The sequence below is a fragment of the Thiothrix nivea DSM 5205 genome (assembly GCF_000260135.1).
GTDB lineage: Bacteria > Pseudomonadota > Gammaproteobacteria > Thiotrichales > Thiotrichaceae > Thiothrix > Thiothrix nivea.
In genome coordinates, this window is the sequence record NZ_JH651384.1 from 4,224,816 (window position 1) to 4,242,636 (window position 17,821).

Annotated in this window: 16 protein-coding genes, 4 tRNA genes and 1 pseudogene; 15 read left to right on the forward strand and 6 right to left on the reverse strand. The window is 56.3% G+C overall.

Annotated elements, in window-relative coordinates; all coding sequences use genetic code 11:
• Window positions 1-20 precede the first annotated feature (20 nt).
• Window positions 21-362: an FtsB family cell division protein gene (locus THINI_RS21025; RefSeq protein ID WP_002710528.1), complete on the forward strand. Its 342-nt coding sequence runs from the start codon at window positions 21-23 to the stop codon at window positions 360-362.
• A complete protein-coding gene (gene ispD / locus THINI_RS21030) occupies window positions 352-1,056 on the forward strand; it encodes a 2-C-methyl-D-erythritol 4-phosphate cytidylyltransferase (RefSeq protein WP_002710529.1) in 705 nt (234 codons plus the stop codon). The genes THINI_RS21025 and ispD overlap by 11 nt, the downstream gene beginning before the upstream one ends.
• A 159-nt stretch (window positions 1,057-1,215) precedes the next feature.
• On the opposite strand, the gene glcF is transcribed toward ispD, so the two are convergent.
• From glcF to glcD, 3 genes and pseudogenes are all read right to left on the reverse strand, one after another.
• The gene (gene glcF / locus THINI_RS21035; protein WP_002710530.1) at window positions 1,216-2,436 is read right to left on the reverse strand and encodes a glycolate oxidase subunit GlcF; all 1,221 of its coding nucleotides are present in this window, start codon (window positions 2,434-2,436) and stop codon (window positions 1,216-1,218) included.
• Window positions 2,437-2,501: 65 nt separating this feature from the next.
• A pseudogene (gene glcE / locus THINI_RS21040) lies at window positions 2,502-3,509 on the reverse strand (glycolate oxidase subunit GlcE); the annotation flags it as partial.
• Between the two features lie 12 nt (window positions 3,510-3,521).
• On the reverse strand, window positions 3,522-4,991 hold the full coding sequence (gene glcD, locus THINI_RS21045; protein ID WP_002710532.1) for a glycolate oxidase subunit GlcD: 1,470 nt from the start codon (window positions 4,989-4,991) through the stop codon (window positions 3,522-3,524).
• 90 nt (window positions 4,992-5,081) lie between these two features.
• On the opposite strand from glcD, the gene crcB reads away from it, so the two are divergent.
• From crcB to THINI_RS21110, 13 genes are all read left to right on the forward strand, one after another.
• Entirely contained in the window at window positions 5,082-5,477 is a 396-nt protein-coding gene (crcB, locus tag THINI_RS21050) for a fluoride efflux transporter CrcB (RefSeq protein ID WP_002710533.1), read from the forward strand.
• Window positions 5,478-5,523: 46 nt separating this feature from the next.
• Window positions 5,524-6,303: a 3'-5' exonuclease gene (locus tag THINI_RS21055; protein WP_002710534.1), complete on the forward strand. Its 780-nt coding sequence runs from the start codon at window positions 5,524-5,526 to the stop codon at window positions 6,301-6,303.
• On the forward strand, window positions 6,300-7,637 hold the full coding sequence (gene rlmD, locus THINI_RS21060) for a 23S rRNA (uracil(1939)-C(5))-methyltransferase RlmD (RefSeq protein WP_002710535.1): 1,338 nt from the start codon (window positions 6,300-6,302) through the stop codon (window positions 7,635-7,637). The genes THINI_RS21055 and rlmD overlap by 4 nt, the downstream gene beginning before the upstream one ends.
• Before the next feature lies 1 nt (window position 7,638).
• On the forward strand, window positions 7,639-9,657 hold the full coding sequence (gene ligA, locus THINI_RS21065) for an NAD-dependent DNA ligase LigA (protein WP_002710536.1): 2,019 nt from the start codon (window positions 7,639-7,641) through the stop codon (window positions 9,655-9,657).
• Window positions 9,658-9,730: 73 nt separating this feature from the next.
• Window positions 9,731-9,805 (forward strand) — tRNA-Gly (locus THINI_RS21070).
• A gap of 51 nt (window positions 9,806-9,856) precedes the next feature.
• Window positions 9,857-9,931: transfer RNA gene (locus THINI_RS21075), tRNA-Gly, on the forward strand.
• A gap of 29 nt (window positions 9,932-9,960) precedes the next feature.
• Window positions 9,961-10,034 (forward strand) — tRNA-Cys (locus THINI_RS21080).
• A 230-nt stretch (window positions 10,035-10,264) separates the two neighbouring features.
• On the forward strand, window positions 10,265-11,092 hold the full coding sequence (locus tag THINI_RS23850; protein WP_002710537.1) for an integrase arm-type DNA-binding domain-containing protein: 828 nt from the start codon (window positions 10,265-10,267) through the stop codon (window positions 11,090-11,092).
• Window positions 11,093-11,188: 96 nt separating this feature from the next.
• Entirely contained in the window at window positions 11,189-11,443 is a 255-nt protein-coding gene (locus tag THINI_RS21090; protein ID WP_002710538.1) for a type II toxin-antitoxin system Phd/YefM family antitoxin, read from the forward strand.
• The gene (locus tag THINI_RS21095) at window positions 11,440-11,694 is read left to right on the forward strand and encodes a Txe/YoeB family addiction module toxin (protein ID WP_002710539.1); all 255 of its coding nucleotides are present in this window, start codon (window positions 11,440-11,442) and stop codon (window positions 11,692-11,694) included. Before THINI_RS21090 ends, THINI_RS21095 begins: the two co-directional genes overlap by 4 nt.
• Window positions 11,695-11,712: 18 nt before the next feature.
• Window positions 11,713-12,147: a DUF29 domain-containing protein gene (locus THINI_RS21100; protein WP_002710540.1), complete on the forward strand. Its 435-nt coding sequence runs from the start codon at window positions 11,713-11,715 to the stop codon at window positions 12,145-12,147.
• A gap of 219 nt (window positions 12,148-12,366) precedes the next feature.
• A tRNA-Leu gene (locus THINI_RS21105) sits at window positions 12,367-12,453 on the forward strand.
• A 66-nt stretch (window positions 12,454-12,519) separates the two neighbouring features.
• Entirely contained in the window at window positions 12,520-14,415 is a 1,896-nt protein-coding gene (locus THINI_RS21110) for a DNA topoisomerase III (protein WP_002710541.1), read from the forward strand.
• A 135-nt stretch (window positions 14,416-14,550) separates the two neighbouring features.
• Here THINI_RS21110 and THINI_RS21115 read toward each other — a convergent pair whose 3' ends face one another.
• The 3 genes from THINI_RS21115 to THINI_RS21125 form a co-directional block, all read right to left on the reverse strand.
• The gene (locus THINI_RS21115; RefSeq protein WP_002710542.1) at window positions 14,551-15,681 is read right to left on the reverse strand and encodes an NAD(P)/FAD-dependent oxidoreductase; all 1,131 of its coding nucleotides are present in this window, start codon (window positions 15,679-15,681) and stop codon (window positions 14,551-14,553) included.
• A gap of 108 nt (window positions 15,682-15,789) precedes the next feature.
• Window positions 15,790-17,175 carry a cysteine--tRNA ligase gene (gene cysS, locus THINI_RS21120; RefSeq protein WP_002710543.1) on the reverse strand — a complete coding sequence of 462 codons (1,386 nt, stop codon included), beginning with the start codon at window positions 17,173-17,175 and terminating at the stop codon, window positions 15,790-15,792.
• 14 nt (window positions 17,176-17,189) lie between these two features.
• Window positions 17,190-17,744, reverse strand: coding sequence for an OsmC family protein (locus tag THINI_RS21125; protein ID WP_002710544.1), 555 nt, complete (start codon window positions 17,742-17,744; stop codon window positions 17,190-17,192).
• Window positions 17,745-17,821 lie beyond the last annotated feature (77 nt).

The window sequence follows — 17,821 nt, forward strand, 5'->3', positions numbered from 1 at the left end:
TTTCTGAAAAGCCAAAATACATGAGCATGACACGTATTTTATTTCTGGTTCTGGGTGTTCTGGCGCTGGGCTTGTTTGTGCGCCTGTGGGTTGGGTCGGGTAGCTATTCCGACATCCAGAACCTGGAACTGAAGATTGACGAGCAGAATGCCGCCAATGACGAGCAGGCAGAGCGCAAACGCAAGTTGCAAAACGATGTGGCAGCCTTGGGTAAAGATGACGAAGCAGTCGAGGGACATGCGCGTAGCGAGCTGGGCATGATCCGCAAAGGTGAGACCTTTTATCAGGTGATCCTGAAATCTGATTCAGCCCCATCCCCCGAATTGATGCCCCCCAGCAAAGAAGCCCCGCATGTCGAATAAGGTCTGGGTCGTTATCCCGGCTGCGGGCGTTGGTTCGCGGATGCAGTCTGACCGCCCCAAGCAATATCTGCCGCTGGGGGGCAAAACCGTGCTTGAGCATACGCTGGCCTGTTTTACCGGGCATCCGGCTGTGGCTGGAATTGTCGTGGTGGTCAGCACAAGCGACCCTTACTGGCCGGAATTACCCGTTGCAGGCGTGTCTGCACACTTGGCCATGGGCGGTAAGGAACGGGCGGATTCGGTTTTGAACGGGCTGGATTATTTGCGCAATAAATTACGGGTGGCGGCAGAGACTAATGTGCTGGTGCACGATGCCGCCCGGCCTTGCCTGAGCCGCCACGATCTCAACAAGTTGCTGGCTGCTGGGGCGGAAGAGGGCGCTGGTGCAATCCTGGCTGTTCCGGTACGGGATACCATGAAACGGGCGGGCATGGCTTCACCGCCACAAATTTCCCATACCGAAAACCGCGATGGCCTGTGGCACGCGCTGACGCCGCAAATGGCGCGGCTGGGTGTATTGCGCAAGGCGTTGGCAGATGCCCTGCAACAAGGGGTAACGGTTACGGATGAAGCCTCGGCGCTGGAATACGCTGGATTGAATCCGTTACTGGTGGAGGGTGATGCCCGCAATATCAAGATTACCCGGCCAGCCGATTTGGCGTTGGCGGAATTTTTTCTGGCTGCCCAGTCATAAAAAAGCCCCGCTCGTACGGGGCTTCCCCTTCCCAATGGTAGCTACGCCTGTTGACGCAGATACCATTTCACCGACACTGTTGAACAACACACTTTTTCAAGGAGACTCCATGGGAGTATAGGGTGTGTCGTGGTGAACGCCAATCTAGTTTTATGAATTTTATTTATCGATCAAATGAATCCAATGAATAACTGGTAGTTCGCTGGTTTCCTGCAAATGCGTCTGGCAACCGATGTTGGCGGTCACGATCATTTCCGGTTGATGCCGGGTCAGGTTCGCCAGTTTATTGCTGCGCAGTTGCTGGGAAAGTTCTGGTTGCAGGATAGAATAGGTTCCCGCTGAGCCGCAACACAGGTGTTCGTCCGCCACAGGAATCAGTACGTAGCCGCAATCGGTGAGGATGCTTTCTACCACGCCACGGATTTTCTGCCCGTGCTGGAGCGTACAGGGCGGATGCCAGGCAATGCGCTTGGCGTGGGCGGGGGCGAGCTGCTGGTATTTTTCCTGGGCGATGACTTCGGCAATATCCTTGCACAGGTTGGAAATGCGTTCGGCCTTGATACCGTATTCCGGGTCGCCGCGCAAGTGGTATTTGTATTCCTTGACCATCACGCCACAGCCGCTGGCGGTGGTAAGGATGGCTTCCACGCCGTTGGAAACATAGGGCCACCAGGCGTCGATATTACGCTTCATGTAATCCAGCGCTTCTTCGGGTGCACCCAGGTGCTGACTGACCGCGCCGCAGCAACCGGCTTTGGGGGCGGTAATCAGGCTGATGCCGAGTTTGTCCAGCACCCGCGCGGCGGCGGCATTGATGTCTGGAGAAAGGGCAGGTTGTACACAACCATCCAGCACCAAGATTCGGCGACCATGGCGGCTTTTGGGCCATTCGCCCGCTGGCCGTGGGTCGGTAATCTTGCCCGCCAGTTTGTCTGGCAACAGGGGTTTGAAGGTACGCCCTAGCTTCAGGCCGAGGCTGAACAAACCGGGTTTTGGCAGGTATTTGCGCAAACGCTTGCGCATGGCCTGGTCAGCACGGTCGCGGCCAGCGTGTTCCTCGGCCAGATGGCGGCCAATGTCGAGCAGCTTGCTGTATTCTACGCCGGAGGGGCAGGTGGTTTCGCAATTGCGGCATAACAGGCAACGGTCGAGGTGTTGCAGGGTCTTGCGGCCACTGTCTGGCTCGTTTTCCAGGTGGCCTTCCATCAGTTGCTTGATCAGGTAAATGCGCCCACGCGGGCCGTCATTTTCGTCGCCCAGCAACTGGTAGGTAGGGCAGGTAGCGTTGCAGAAGCCGCAATGGACGCAGCGGCGCAGAATTTCTTCTGCCGTTCTGCCTTCTATGGTTTGCCGTAGTGCGCTGAGTATCCGGGTTTGCATTACCAGTCCTTGTACATGCGGGCAGGGTTGAAAATACCGTGTGGATCCATCGCCCGTTTCAGCCGTTGCTGGGTAGCCAGTAGATTAGCGGGTAGGGGCTGGAAGGGGTTGACCCCCGGCAGGCTGCCCCGGTACAGGGTAGCGTGACCGTTGCCGTTTTGCGCAATGCCACGGATCAGGTTGACCGGGATATTGGTATAAACCCAGCGCTGCGAGCCGCCCCATTCAACCATTGAGTTGCCTTCCAGGCGGCTGACGACGCTGGTGGCGGGCGGGAAGGAAAGCCTCCATAGTGGACGATCATACTGCTGGAAAAATTCATGGGTCTGGTTGCGCAAGGCCAGCCAGAACTGGTCAGGGTTATTCAGCGGGTCGCCGCCAATCTTACGGTGGGAGGCGAACACATGACTGGGTTCGCCGCTCAGGCGCAGGTACAGGCAGCCATCGAAATAACAGCTGGCGCTCAACGGGAAGGTGGAGCGGCGCATGGTGGTGGCGAGTTCATAGGCTTCCTGATCCGGCATTTCCAGCGTCAGGGTCAGTTCGGTGGCTGGGCGTGGCAGGACTTTCAGGGAAACTTCCAGAATTAACCCCAAAGTGCCCATGGAACCGGCGATCAGACGGGAAATATCGTAGCCAGCGACGTTTTTCATCACCTGCCCGCCGAATGAGGCGGTTTTGCCGTAACCGGTCACAAGCCTGACACCCAATACATGGTCGCGGACAGCGCCACGCCACGCGCGCCCCGGCCCTGACAGGCCAGCAGCGACTACGCCGCCGATGGTGGATGCCAAGCTGAAACAAGGCGGTTCAAATGCCAGCATCTGCCCGTTGGCAGCCAGCAGCGTTTCGATGTCCTGCAAACGGGTTCCTGCGCGGGTGGTGATGCACAGCTCGGAAGGCTCATAGGCAATGATGCCGGTATGTTCCGCCGTGCTTAACAGTTTGCCACTTGCAGGGTTGCCGTAAAAGGCTTTGCTGCCACCACCGACAATGTTTAATGGTTCCTGTGCGGCAATCCCTGCCGCGACCTGTGCTTGTAATGCCGAGGTTATATCGTTGTCTGCGATCATGTCAGGCCCGGATCAAAATCTTGGAAGTTCTGGATGGGAAAGCTGCCCGTGGTGCACATGCATAGCACCAAGCTCTGCACAGCGGTGTAAGGTGGGGACAGCTTTGCCGGGGTTCAGCAATTCATCAGGGTCGAACGCGCGTTTAACAGCGTGGAAGACTTCCAACTCAGCTTCGCCAAACTGCACGCACATGGAATCCAGCTTTTCATGCCCAACGCCGTGTTCACCCGTGATGGAACCACCTACTTTAACACATAATTCCAGAATATCAGCGCCAAAACGTTCGGCTTTTTCTAACTCGCCAGGGCGATTGGCATCGTAAAGGATCAGGGGGTGCAGGTTGCCGTCGCCGGCGTGGAATACGTTGGCGACGCCAAGATCGTATTGCTGGGAAAAATCGTTGATTTTTTGCAGTACATGCGCCAAATGCTTGCGTGGGATGGTGCCGTCCATGCAGTAGTAATCCGGGGAAATGCGCCCGACTGCCGGGAAGGCGGATTTGCGGCCTGCCCACAGGCGGGCGCGCTCGCTGGCGGTCTTGGCGACATGGATGCTGCCTGCACGGTACTTTTTCAGGATGGCGGTGACTTTGGCAGCCTGTTCGTTGACTTCATCTTCGCTGCCATCCAGTTCACACAACAGGATAGCGCCAGCTTCCAATGGGTAGCCTGCGTGGATGAAGTCCTCGGCGGCACGGATGGCGGGATTATCCATCATTTCCAGTCCTGCGGGGATGATGCCCTTGCTGATGATAGCGGCCACAGCGTCGCCTGCGTCGTTTACTTCATCGAAAGCCGCCATCAGCACTTGCACCACGTCTGGTTTGACGGTCAGTTTCACCAATACTTCGACCACTACGCCCAACATGCCTTCGGAACCCGTCATGAGTGCCAACAGGTCGTAGCCGGGGGTATCGAGGCGGTCGTTACCGATAGTCATCAACTCGCCATCGATAGTCACCAACTGGATTTCCAGCACGTTATGCACGGTCAGGCCGTATTTCAGGCAATGGACGCCGCCGGAGTTTTCCGCCACGTTGCCGCCGATTGAGCAGGCAATCTGGGAAGACGGGTCGGGCGCGTAGAACAGGCCAAGATGGTCGACCGCCTGGCTGATGGCGAGGTTGCGCACGCCGGGCTGGACGCGGGCAGTCAAATTGCGGGTATCAATGTCCAGAATCTGGTTGAAGCGGGCAAGACTGAGGATAATGCCCTCTTCGTGCGGCAGTGCGCCACCGGAAAGGCCAGTCCCCGCGCCTCTGGCGACGACCGGAACTTTCAGGCGCGAACAGGTTTTCATGATCAGCTGCACTTGCTCAATCGTGGTCGGCAGCACAACGGCCAGAGGAATATGCCGGTAGGCGGTCAGGCCATCGCATTCATATGGGCGCAGGTCTTCCTTGGCGGTCAGGATAGCGTCAGGGGGCAAAATGTCGCCAAGGTATTGCAGTAACTGGTTGTTCTGATCTGGGGCAGTTTTCACTAATATGCTTGCCTTGTTGTAATGTTGTGACTGAATGTAGCGTATTTCCAACAGGATTCTTAATTTTAGTTGATTCGTTGAGGAATTGGGATGTATCAGATAGGCGGAATTTTGATCGGCGGGGCAGTGGGGGCGCTGTTACGTTTTCTGGTGGCGAACGGTGTGTACCAGTGGTTAGGGCGTGCATTCCCTTACGGGACGCTGGCGGTGAATGTGATTGGCTCGTTTTTGATTGGTTGGCTGACCCTTTATTTCATGGAGCGTGAAATGCTGGCCAGCGCGTTGAGTCGGGGGTTGATTGTGGGTGCGTTGGGGGCGTTCACTACTTTTTCCACGTTTTCACTGGATACGTTTGACCTGATCCAGCAGGGCAGGCTGTGGGGGGCAGGTTTGAATATCGGGTTGAATGTGGGCTTATGTTTGCTGGCGGTGTGGTTGGGGGTTCTGGTCGGCCGATGGGTGAGTAGTGCTTTGGCTATGCTATGATTACCCCTCATTTCCCCAAGACCCATAGCAAAAGTGACATATCAGCATGAATACCCTGGTCTTTGACATTGAAACTATCCCCGACATAGAAGGCGGGCGCAAGCTCTACAACCTCGGCGACCTCGACGCAGATGGTATCGCCAAAGCTATGTTCCACCTGCGGTTCCAGAAAACCGGCTCGGAATTTCTCGCCCATCACTTGCATCGTATTGCCGCTATTTCGGTCACCTTCCGTGGCCGCGGTGACGAATTCAAGGTCTGGACGCTGGGCGATGAAAATGCCGATGAAAAGGAAATTATCCAGCGCTTTTTCGACGGCATTGACCGTTACGCACCGACTATCGTGTCGTGGAACGGCGGCGGCTTCGACCTGCCGGTGATCCACTACCGTGCCATGCTGCACAAGATTTCCGCCCCGCGCTACTGGGACATGGGCGAGGATGACCAAAGCTTCAAGTGGAACAACTACATCAGCCGTTACCATACCCGCCATACCGACCTGATGGATTTGCTTGCCATGTACACCGGGCGTGCCAATGCACCGCTGGATGAGCTTGCCACCTTGTTTGGTTTCCCCGGCAAAATGGGCATGGACGGCTCCAAAGTCTGGGATGCTTATCAGGAAGGCCGTATCGCCGACATCCGCAACTATTGTGAAACCGACGTACTCAACACTTGGTTGGTGTATCTACGTTTCCAGCTCATGCGTGGTCACATTACCCACGAAAAATACGATCTGGAATGCGCACTGGTACGCAAGCACCTCCAGCATTCCGGCAAGGAACACCTGCAAGCCTTTGAATCCGCATGGGAGGCGGGTGCATGAGTCGAAAGAAAAAACCGCGCGGCGTACAAAACAGCCCCTTGATGGACGCGACCATCGAATCCCTCACCCTCGAAGGCCAGGGCGTAGCCCGCGTGGATGGCAAGACTGTCTTCATTGATGGCGCATTACCCGGCGAACAGGTCACTTTCCGCTATACCTCGCACAAATCCAAACACGACGAAGGCAAGGTCGAAACCATCCTCATCCCTTCGCCCGAACGGGTTGAACCCAAGTGCCAGCACTTCGGCGTCTGCGGCGGCTGTAGCTGGCAACATATTGCACTGGATGCGCAAATCCGGCACAAACAGCAAGCCATGCTCGACCAGTTGCGCCGCATCGGTAAGGTAGAGCCGGAAACTGTATTCGACCCATTGACCGCCGAAGGCTGGGCATATCGCCGCAAGGCGCGTCTGGGCGCACGCTGGGTACAAAAGAAAGGGAAAGCACTGGTTGGTTTCCGCGAAAAGCAGGGCGGCTGGCTGGCTGAACTGAACCGTTGCGAAATCCTGCACCCTACGCTGGGTGAACATCTGCTCGATTTCCAGCAATTGGTTGGCAGTCTGGAGGCAAAAAACACCATTCCGCAAATCGAAGTGGCAGTCGGTGACAATGCAACAGCTTTGGTTTTCAGACACATGGAAGCACTTTCTGACAGTGATTCTGCAAAGCTGCTGAATTTTGCCCGCGAATTCAACTACCAACTCTACCTGCAACCGGGCGGGCCGGATACCGTGCATTGTGTGTGGCCGGAAGGCGCGGAACTCCACTACGAACACCCGCAGTTCAACACACGGGTTAACTTTGCGCCTTTGGATTTCGTCCAGGTCAATCAGGAGCTGAACCGCAAAATGGTGGCGCGTGCACTGGAGCTGCTGGCTCCCGAGTCAACTGACACGGTGTTGGATTTGTTCTGCGGCCTCGGCAATTTCACCCTGCCGTTAGCGCGTAACGCTGCCCAAGTGATCGGCGTGGAAGGCGAAAGCGTCATGGTGCAACGCGCCCGCGCTGCCGCTGAAGCCAACGGTATCCACAACACCGACTACTTCGCCTGCAACCTGATGGACGAAGAAGCACTCAGGCACGAACCCTGGCTGAAACGCAGCTACGACAAAATTCTGCTCGACCCGCCACGCGCCGGAGCCAAGGAAGTCATCGCCCATATCAGCAAGCTCAAGGCCAAACGTATCGTGTACGTTTCCTGTGACCCAGCGACACTGGCGCGGGATGCGGGCGAACTGGTGCATACCCATGGCTACCGGTTGCTGGGGGCTGGGGTGATGGACATGTTCCCGCATACCTCACACGTCGAGTCGATTGCCGTTTTTGGGAAATGACATGAAAGAAGTTGAATTCACGGAACAACAAATGGAAAAGTTGAGAGAACAGCTTCGCTATCATAACCATCGCTACTACGTGCTGGATGACCCGGAAATCCCGGATGTCGAATACGACCGCCTGTTCCGTGAGCTGCAAGCGCTGGAGGCTGAACATCCGCAACTGGTTACGCCGGATTCACCCACCCAACGGGTCGGGGCAGCACCCCTGAACGAATTCGGCGAAATCCGTCACGCCATCCCCATGCTGTCGTTGGGTAACGTGTTCAGTGATGAGGAACTGCTGGCTTTCGACAAGCGTATCCACGATCGTTTGAAGTCAGATGACGAAATCGAATACGTTGCCGAACCTAAGCTGGATGGCCTGGCTATCAGTCTGGTATACGAAAACGGGATATTCACCCGCGCGGCTACCCGGGGCGATGGCGAAACCGGCGAGGATGTAACCCAAAATGTGCGCACCATCGAAGCCGTTCCCCTACGTTTGTTGGGGGAGGGATGGCCGTCAGTATTGGAAGTTCGTGGCGAAATCTACATGCCCAAAGCCGGTTTCAACGCTCTGAACGAACGGCTACGCAATGAGGGTACGAAAACCTTCGTCAATCCACGCAATGCAGCAGCTGGCAGTTTGCGGGTGCTGGATTCGCGCATTACCGCGCAACGCCCGCTTACCATCTTCTGCTACGCCGTTGGGCAGGTGGAAGGTGGGGAAATGCCCACTACCCATTACGCGATTCTGCGGCAACTCGCGACATGGGGTTTTCGCGTTTGCCCGGAAATCCGCGTAGTACAGGGCGCGCACGGCTGCCTTGGGTTCTACCGTGAGATTGGCGCAAAACGCGACCGTTTGCCCTATGACATTGACGGGGTGGTTTATAAGGTCAATGCCATCGCTCTGCAACAGGACTTGGGGTTTGTCAGTCGCGCCCCGCGCTGGGCTACCGCGCACAAATTCCCCGCGCAGGAAGAAACGACTGTGCTGGAAGACGTTGAATTCCAGGTCGGGCGCACTGGCGCGCTTACCCCGGTCGCGCGTCTCAAGCCGGTTTTTGTTGGTGGTGTTACTGTCAGTAACGCCACCCTGCACAACATGGATGAAATCGAACGCAAGGATGTACGTATTGGCGATACCGTGATCGTGCGCCGGGCAGGGGATGTCATTCCCGAAGTCGCCCGCGTGATTGTAGAACGCCGCCCGCAGAATGCCCGCCAAATTGAAATGCCGACCCACTGCCCGGTTTGTGGCTCTGACGTGCAACGCCCTGATGGCGAGGCTGTTTTCCGTTGCACAGGTGGCCTGTACTGCCCGGCTCAGGTCAAGGAGGCCATCAAGCACTTCGCCTCACGCAAGGCCATGAATATCGACGGTTTGGGCGACAAGCTGGTGGAGCAGTTTTTCGAGCAGGGCCTGATCCGCCACGTCGACGACCTGTACCGCTTGCAAGCCGAGCAGGTCGCGGCGTTGGAGCGCATGGGGGACAAGTCAGCTGATAACCTGGTCAAGGCACTGGAAAAGAGCAAAGCAACCACGCTGGAACGTTTCATTTTTGCCTTGGGTATCCGTGAAGTAGGGGAAGCCACCGCCAAGACCCTGGCGCGTCATTTCGGCTCGCTGGAAACCCTGCAAACAGCTAAAGAGGAAACCTTGAAACGGGTTCCCGATGTCGGCCCTGTGGTCGCTGCCAATATCGCGCAGTTTTTTGGGGAAGCGCACAACCGCGACACTATCCAACATCTGCGTGAACTTGGTGTTCACTGGCAGAATTACGCGGCGCAACCACCGGAAGCCTTGCCGCTGACAGGCAAGACTTACGTTATTACAGGCACGCTAAGCCGTTCCCGCGACGAAATCAAGGTTGACCTGGAAGCCTTAGGAGCGAAAGTGGCAGGCAGTGTATCCAAAAAAACCACCGCACTGATTGCGGGTGAAAATGCTGGTTCTAAGCTGGATAAGGCGCAAAGTCTGGGTGTGGCGGTGATTGGCGAAGACGCTTTGTCGGTCTTGTTAGGCCATTCATGACGCTGTGGTTAAAAAAAATAGCTTCATCGGTTGACAGCCCTGGCAGCTATATTTATTATTCGCAGCCTGTTCAGCGGGAATAGCTCAGTGGTAGAGCACAACCTTGCCAAGGTTGGGGTCGCGAGTTCGAGCCTCGTTTCCCGCTCCAAATTTTCTAGAAAAGCGTGGTATACTACAGCGCTTTTTTACCAAGCTTAATGCGGGAATAGCTCAGTGGTAGAGCACAACCTTGCCAAGGTTGGGGTCGCGAGTTCGAGCCTCGTTTCCCGCTCCATTTTCTCTTTTTTAATGCCTATAATTCCAGGCTGAATAGCATAGTGGTAATGCAGCGGATTGCAAATCCGTAGATCCCAGTTCGATTCTGGGTTCAGCCTCCAAACTATATTCCAAACTCCTCCAAAGCTCTCCAAAATAGCCAATAAATCCATAGCTTACGCGCCTTTTTGTCTCCAGTCTCCTCCATTCTAGGCCGGTGGAGGCTGCAAAAAACGTGTAGTAGATTGTGTAGTAGATCGGAAAAACCGAATGGTTGGCGGGTAGGGCGTGTAGTAAATTGTGTAGTAGAAGCCGCGCATACCTTGCCGGTATTAATGGTTAGATTCCGGCCATGCCCATCACCAACACCCAAGCCGACAACGCCAAACCACAAGCCACCCTATACCGCCTGAATGACGGCAACGGCCTGCAACTGGAAATCAGGCCAACCGGGCGAAAGTTCTGGATATACCGCTACCGCCACCCAGGCACGAAAAAGCCAACCGTCTACACCATGGGCGAATACCCGCAGGTTTCCATCAAGCGGGCGCGGGCGGCATTACTGGAAGCCAAGGCGCTGATCAGTGACGGGGTAGACCCCAACACCCAAAAGCAACGCGACAGGATGCGCGGGCAGGGTGAAACCTTCCTGGACGTGGCGCGGGAATGGTACGAAAAGCGCTTGCCGAAGTGGACGCCAGCCAATGCCGAACAGACATGGAAAAGCCTGGAGCTGGATGTGTTGCCACATATCGGCGGGCGCATCATCACGGAACTTGAACCGCCTGATTTGCTGCTGGTGATCCGGCGCATAGAGGGACGGGGGGGGCGCTTAACAAGGCTGAAAAGGTACTGGCGCGGTTACGCTCAATATTCACCTATGATCAGGGCGCGTGAACTGTCGGACTCCCTGAACGCCTTCACTGTCTGGCGCACCCGCCAACCCTTGGCGCTGGGCATTGAGCGGCAAATCTTCCAGCACGTCGCGGCGCATCACCTATCCGCCAGCAAGCGCGTAGTGCAAAAGCTGTTGCGCCAGCACACCTGCCACCGCGCCTACCTGCAAGCCGTGGGGCAGGGTGGGCAACGCCTCAATCTGGACGGCAGCGAAGCGGGCGCAATCCACCAAGCGGAACGGGAACACGCGGCGCGGGTGTTGGCGGCATTGCCGAAAGCCTGAATGATCAGTCGGAAACATCCCAAACAATCAAACGCGCCAAGCGGTAAAGCCTGATAGATTGTTCAAAATCTTGGACAATAAAACGGAGGGTAGAACATGCAGGCAGTGACCTATAGCGAAGCAAGGAACAACCTTGCAACCATGCTGGATCGGGCAGTTGATGACCATGAAACCATTATCATCACCCGCAAACACGGGCGTAACGCCGTGCTTATGTCGCTGGAAGACTTCAACGCCTGGAAGGAAACAGAGCACCTGTTGAAATCACCAAACAATGCAAAACGCCTGTTGCAATCGCTGGAAAATGCCCGCAAGGGTCAAAGCCTGACAGACAGGGAATTGGTTGAATGATGGTGTGCTTTGAGGCGCAAGGCTGGGAAGATTACCTGTACTGGCAGCAGGCAGACCGCAAGGCGCTGAAACGCATCAATGAACTGATAAGGGACATCCAGCGGAACCCTTTCGACGGCATAGGCAAGCCGGAACCGCTCAAGCACAACCTATCGGGTTGTTGGTCAAGGCGCATAACGGAAACACACCGCCTTGTGTATCTGGTGCAGGATGGGCAATTCATCATCCTGCAATGCCGTTACCACTACTGACCAGAGGAGGGCGCACCCATGGGCGCTGCACTGTACGAAACCGACTTTTACGGATGGGCGAACGAACAAGCGCGGCTATTGCGTGAACACCGCCTGGAAGAACTGGACTTGAACAACTTGCTGGCAGAGGTCGAAACCATGGCAGGACGTGAACGCCGGGAACTGGTAAGCCGTTTACGTGTACTGCTGGCGCACCTGTTGAAGTGGCAATACGAACCAGACCGCCGGGGCAAGAGCTGGCAATTCACCATCAGGACGCAAGCCCGCGACATCCGCGACCTGTTGGGCGACAACCCAAGCCTGAAAAGTCACTTGCCGGAAGCCCTGGAAAAAGGCTACGGCCAAGCGCGGGAACTGGCAGCCTATGAAACCGGGCTGGAAGAAAGCACCTTCCCGGAAGCCTGCCCCTATGACCTTGACCAGGCACTGACGGGGGGCTACTACCCCGAATGAGGGGAAGCATAAGCCAGCAACACACCACCAGAGCCGGGAATTACCCGGCTTTTTTTTCGCCACAACTACCCGAAAACCCGTAACCGTTCGATTTTTTGTAATGATGGGGTGGGTGCTGATATGAAAATCATCCTGCAAGGAACCTCGTAAAATTCAATGTAAGCCAAACGCTGGATGTAGACTTTGGGTTCCTGTAAGATACGTCGCTTCCCACCTGCTGCCCGGATGGCGAAATTGGTAGACGCAAGGGACTTAAAATCCCTCGGTGGCAACACCGTGCCGGTTCGACCCCGGCTCCGGGCACCATATTTTCAATCACTTAGCTGTCCATTAAATTCTTTGGGTGAAATCTACCGAAACGCGGAGTGATTGATGGCGACAGACTGTCTCCCGACGACAAGTAAGTTGATGCTATACCTGTGCGAAAAGCCCAGCCAGGCGCGCGACATCGCCCACGTGCTGGGCGCCAATGGTCGGGGCGACGGTTTTCTGCACGGTAATGGCGTACAGGTGACATGGTGCTTCGGCCATTTGCTGGAGCAGGCGGAGCCTGCCGCTTATGGCGAGCAATACAAGCGTTGGAACCTTGCCTCCCTGCCGATCCTGCCCCAGCAATGGAAGCTGGAGGTGAAAAAGTCCGGCTCCAGGCAGTTCCGGGTCATCAAGGGACTGCTGGCGAAGACCCAACATGTGGTGATCGCGACTGATGCTGATCGTGAAGGCGAAATGATCGCCCGTGAAGTGATGGAGCTGTGCCGCTACCAGGGGCAAGTTTCGCGCTTGTGGTTATCAGCATTGGATGACGCCAGTATCCGCAAAGCACTCGGTCAGCTCAGGCCGGGGGCTTTCACCGAAAACCTGTATCAGGCCGGTCTGGCACGTAGCCGCGCTGACTGGCTAGTGGGGATAAACCTTAGCCGTGCCTACACCCTGACTGCCCAACGTAGCGGCCAGTTACAGGCCAATGTAGGGGCGCTAAGTGTCGGGCGGGTACAAACCCCGACATTGCGGCTGGTGGTGGATCGGGATGAACAAATCCGCAATTTCGTGCCAGTCGATTATTGGGAAGTTGTCGCTCATTGTCTGCCGGATGGCAATACGCAAACCTTCAAAGCCAACTGGGTTCCTGGCAAGGGCAAACCGGGAGTGGATGAGGAAGGGCGCTGCATCGACCAGCTCTTGGCGGAACAGGTGACGACGGCATGCAAGGGGCAACAGGCCGAGGTGCTACGCTGCGACACCGAGCGCAAACGGCAGGCCGCGCCCTTACCCTACGACCTTTCCAGCCTCCAGGTAGAAGCCACGCGGCGCTGGCGGCTGGGTGCGCAACAGGTGCTGGACATCGCCCAGGCGTTGTACGAAAAGCACAAGCTCGTGACTTACCCCCGTACCGATTGCTGCTATCTGCCGGTTTCCCAGTACAGTGAAGTAGGGGGCGTGCTTAAAGCGCTACTAAAAACCGACCAGAATCTGGCGGAATTGGTTGCACAAGCCAACCCCCGCCTCAAAAGTAAGGTTTGGAATGACAGCAAGATCACTGCTCACCACGGCATCATCCCTACTGCCGCCGCAGGCAGACTGGAGCAACTATCCGAACACGAATACTCCATCTACGACCTGATCCGCCGCCGCTATCTGGCGCAGTTTTTCCCCGTCCACGAATATGACCAGACCACGATCGAACTGGACTGCCAAGGCTACCGCTTCCGTGCTACCGGCCGGGTTAGCAGGGTCTTGGGCTGGAAGATTGCCTATCAGGGGCCGGAAACCGAAACGCCAGATGGTAAGCCGGAGGCAAATGACCCAGAAGCACAGGCATTGCCTGCCCTGAACAAGGGTGATCAGGTACTGATGCAGGATTTGACTGGCACCAAACGCCAGACCAAACCGCTGCCGCCCTACACAGAAGGCACGCTGATCCAGGCCATGAAGGGCATCGCCAAGCTGGTGGAAAACCCCAAGCTCAAGGCTATCCTCAAGGAAAACGCCGGAATCGGCACCGAAGCTACCCGCGCCGCCGTCATCGAAACTTTGTTGCAGCGCAAACTGTTGGAACGTGAAGGCAAACGCAAATGCCTGCGAGCCACCCCAAAGGGTATTACCCTGATCGGAATGCTGCCTGGAGCCGTCAAAAATCCGGCTCTGACCGCTGCTTGGGAACAGGCACTGGAAGCGGTCGCCAGTGGGGAAATGACGCTGGCAGAATTCATGGGCAAGCAGGAACATTGGTTAAACAAGATGTTGGAACGGGTGAGGGCAGCGGTGTGAGGGTCTAACCCGTAGCCTGTCCGGTCAACTAGCGGGTGTCCGGAAAAGCAGGTGGAGTTGCTCTCCCAGAGTACCCAACCTCTGGTGGTGGCACCGTGCCGGTTCGATCCCGGGCATCATGTCTGGGGTATGCAATCAGCGGTACTGACGCAGATACCACCATTCAAACCCACGCTTCATCCAGTGGAATACCCGACAGGATGGTAACACCAATGAACGTTTTTCAGTCCTCGCCACCAGTGTGCCTTTGTTGACGGAATCGACGATGCAAACCAGTTCAACCTTGAAAGTGGCATCCGCAGCCCCGCCATTCAGGTCAGCCAGCAGGTTTTTCGCCGCAGCTTCCGCTTGCAGGTCAGCCATGTGTGCCTGTTTTGGCATCCAGTCGGGGCCGGGGAAACTGCCGGAATCGCCCGCGACGTAAACCTTGTCCCAGCCTTCCACCTTGCAGTGTTGGTCAGCCTTGACCAGGCCACCGGTGGAGCGGGGCAGTTCGGTATTGTCGAACCACTGGTTGCCGGTCATGCCGGGCATGAACAGGATCAGGTCGGCGTTAAATTCACCGCCTTCAGTCATGACTTTTTCAGCCGTGAAACCCTTCATTTTGTGGCCGAGGTGGGTTTCGATGCTGCGCTTGCCCATTTCGGACAATAGGCCAGACATGGCTTTGGGGCCGAGTCGGTTGCCGGGCTGGGGGGCAGGGCTGAAGAAGGTCAGATGGAACTTGTCGCGGCGGCCTTGCTGGCGCAGCAGGGTATCAATGCCAAACAGGAACTCGAACATCGGGCCGCCACGCATGGCGCTGGGTTCGTTCGGATTGCCTGCAAAGCCGATGGCGATGCTGCCGCCTTGCATGGCTTCCAGCCGGTCGCGGATTTTTTCGGCAGCACTGATGCCTTCGCAAGGCGTGATGGCATGTTCAATACCCGGCAGTTTCTTGATGAAACGTCCGCCGGAGGCAATGATCAGACCGTCGTTGTGGATTTCACCTGTGTCGGTTGCCACGATCCGCCCACCATCGCGCAGGCCAGTAGCGTTGCCTTGGTGGAACTTGACATTCATGCGCTGGAAGAAGTTGTCCAGCGGCACGGTCAGGTCTGCGCGGGTGCGCAGTCTGTTGGGAATCCAGATGATACCGGGCAGATAATGCAGTTCGGCGCGTGGCGCGACCAGGGTGATTTCTGCATTCTGGTCGAGCTTGCGCACTTGACGGATAGCGCTCAGGCCAGCAAAGCCAGCGCCAATGATGGTAATTTTTTTGTTCATGTGTTCCTATCTATATTCGGTTCGATACCGAATTATTCCGACTGGTTCGCTCAAGTAAAATGCGAAAAAGCAAAGTGGGGGCAAATCAGCCAGTTCCGTATGAAAAGTTTAAGCGCGTCGCCAACTGGTAGCGCCAGCACTGTCTTCCAGAATGACGCCTTTGGTTTTCAGTTCATCGCGGATGCGGTCTGATTCGCCCCAGTTTTTGGCGGCACGTGCTGCCAGCCGTTGTTGGATCAGCGCGTCTATGTCGGCATCGCTCAGGCCATCCGCGCCCGCGCTGCCTTTGAGCCATTCTTCGGGGTTGTCTTGCAGTATGCCCAATGCCTTGCCGAGCAGCTTGAGCAGCGCGCCCAATGGGGCGGCAGCGCCTTCGCTTTGCTCAGTACGGATGCGGTTGATGTCACGAGCCAGCTCAAACATCACGGCAATGGCTTCCGGAGTGTTGAAATCATCATCCATGGCCGCATCGAAACGCCGTTCGTACTCGGTATAGTTGGCTGCTCCAGCCTCAGGCAAGCCGCGCAGCGCAGTGTACAACCGGCTGAGGGAGGCATTGGCTGCATCCAGTTGGTCAGTTGCGTAGTTCAATTGGCTACGGTAATGGCTGTTGAGGATGAAGAAGCGCACCGCTTCCGCGCGGTAGTGTTGCAGCACTTCGCGGATGGTGAAGAAATTGCCCAGCGATTTCGACATCTTTTCGTCGTTAACGCGGATAAAACCGTTATGCATCCAGTAATTGACGTGCTTGTGGCCGGTGCAGCCTTCGCTTTGGGCAATTTCGTTCTCGTGATGCGGGAACTGCAAGTCACTGCCGCCGCCGTGGATGTCGAAATGGTCGCCGAGCAGTTTCTGTGACATGGCGGAGCATTCGATGTGCCAGCCGGGGCGGCCTGCCCCCCAGGGTGCATCCCAGGCCGGTTCGCCAGGTTTGCTGGCTTTCCACAGCACGAAATCCATCGGGTCGTCTTTTATTTCGTCGACGGCTACCCGCTCACCGGCGCGCATGTCTTCCAGCTTGCGCCCGGACAGTTTGCCGTAGCCGTCGAATTTCGATACGTCGTAGTAAACGTCGCCGTTGCTGCCCTGATAGGCCAGGCCCTTGTCGAGCAGGGTCTGGATCATGGCCAACATTTCCGGAATATTGCTGGTGGCGCGGGGTTCATCATCCGGGCGCAGCACGTTGAGGGCGGCTTCGTCCTCATGCATGGCGTCAATGAAACGGGCGGTGAGCGCTTCGATAGGTTCGCCATTTTCAGCTGCCCGCTTGATGATTTTGTCGTCAATATCGGTAATGTTGCGCACGTACTGCACGAGATAACCACTGGCTTTCAGGTAGCGGTACACAGTGTCAAACACGACCATCACCCGCGCATGACCAAGATGACAATAGTCGTAGACCGTCATTCCGCAGACGTACATGAATACCTGGCGGGGGTGGATGGGGTGGAAGGTTTCTTTTTGACGGGTCAGGCTATTGTATATGTGTAACATGGCTGGCTTTCAGGTTAGTCTATCAGTTTGCTCAGGATGTTTGCGCCATTGCTAATGGTCTTGTGTACCGGGCAACGGTCGGCAATGTCCAACAGGCGTTCGCGCTGGTCATCAGTCAATTCGCCGATGATCCGGATGTCGCGCTCAAATACGCTTTGCTTGTTGACGTCGCGGCTGTGGCGCAGGGTGACGACCACATCGGTCACAGGCCATTTCTTGCGTTCGGCATACATGCGTATGGTCATGGCGGTGCAGGAACCCAGGGCGGCTTTCAGGTACTGGTAAGGCGCAGCGCCGAGGTCATCTCCACCCAATGGTACCGGTTCGTCGGCAACCATCTGGTGTTTGCCCGCGTTGATGTCACAAGTATAGGTGCCTTCGGCATCGCGAAGGTTGACGATAACGGTATGCGGGTCTTTCACTTGTGCGTCCATAAGTTTCCCTTGGGTCGAGGCTGTAAACGCGGTAGCCGGCTGGATAAGGTACAGGCGCTTCTGTAACCGTAGCAATGAACGGACGCCTGCCACATCCAGCCGACTCCCTGCATCTTCGGGGTTTTTGGATGGCATTGAAAATGCCCTGACTGTATTCAGGCAAAACGGGCATTGTTTCGGCTATCAGGGCAGAATGTTAGCGGAAAGGCAGG

Coding starts and splice junctions, on each gene's coding strand:
- ispD (WP_002710529.1), top strand. CDS start 352: ATGTCGAATAAGGTCTGGGTCGTTATCCCGGCTGCGGGCGTTGGTTCG.
- THINI_RS21055 (WP_002710534.1), top strand. CDS start 5,524: ATGAATACCCTGGTCTTTGACATTGAAACTATCCCCGACATAGAAGGC.
- ligA (WP_002710536.1), top strand. CDS start 7,639: ATGAAAGAAGTTGAATTCACGGAACAACAAATGGAAAAGTTGAGAGAA.
- rlmD (WP_002710535.1), top strand. CDS start 6,300: ATGAGTCGAAAGAAAAAACCGCGCGGCGTACAAAACAGCCCCTTGATG.
- glcF (WP_002710530.1), bottom strand. CDS start 2,436: ATGCAAACCCGGATACTCAGCGCACTACGGCAAACCATAGAAGGCAGA.
- THINI_RS21025 (WP_002710528.1), top strand. CDS start 21: ATGAGCATGACACGTATTTTATTTCTGGTTCTGGGTGTTCTGGCGCTG.
- THINI_RS21110 (WP_002710541.1), top strand. CDS start 12,520: ATGGCGACAGACTGTCTCCCGACGACAAGTAAGTTGATGCTATACCTG.
- THINI_RS21095 (WP_002710539.1), top strand. CDS start 11,440: ATGATGGTGTGCTTTGAGGCGCAAGGCTGGGAAGATTACCTGTACTGG.
- THINI_RS21100 (WP_002710540.1), top strand. CDS start 11,713: ATGGGCGCTGCACTGTACGAAACCGACTTTTACGGATGGGCGAACGAA.
- THINI_RS21125 (WP_002710544.1), bottom strand. CDS start 17,744: ATGCCATCCAAAAACCCCGAAGATGCAGGGAGTCGGCTGGATGTGGCA.
- THINI_RS21115 (WP_002710542.1), bottom strand. CDS start 15,681: ATGAACAAAAAAATTACCATCATTGGCGCTGGCTTTGCTGGCCTGAGC.
- THINI_RS23850 (WP_002710537.1), top strand. CDS start 10,265: ATGCCCATCACCAACACCCAAGCCGACAACGCCAAACCACAAGCCACC.
- THINI_RS21090 (WP_002710538.1), top strand. CDS start 11,189: ATGCAGGCAGTGACCTATAGCGAAGCAAGGAACAACCTTGCAACCATG.
- crcB (WP_002710533.1), top strand. CDS start 5,082: ATGTATCAGATAGGCGGAATTTTGATCGGCGGGGCAGTGGGGGCGCTG.
- cysS (WP_002710543.1), bottom strand. CDS start 17,175: ATGTTACACATATACAATAGCCTGACCCGTCAAAAAGAAACCTTCCAC.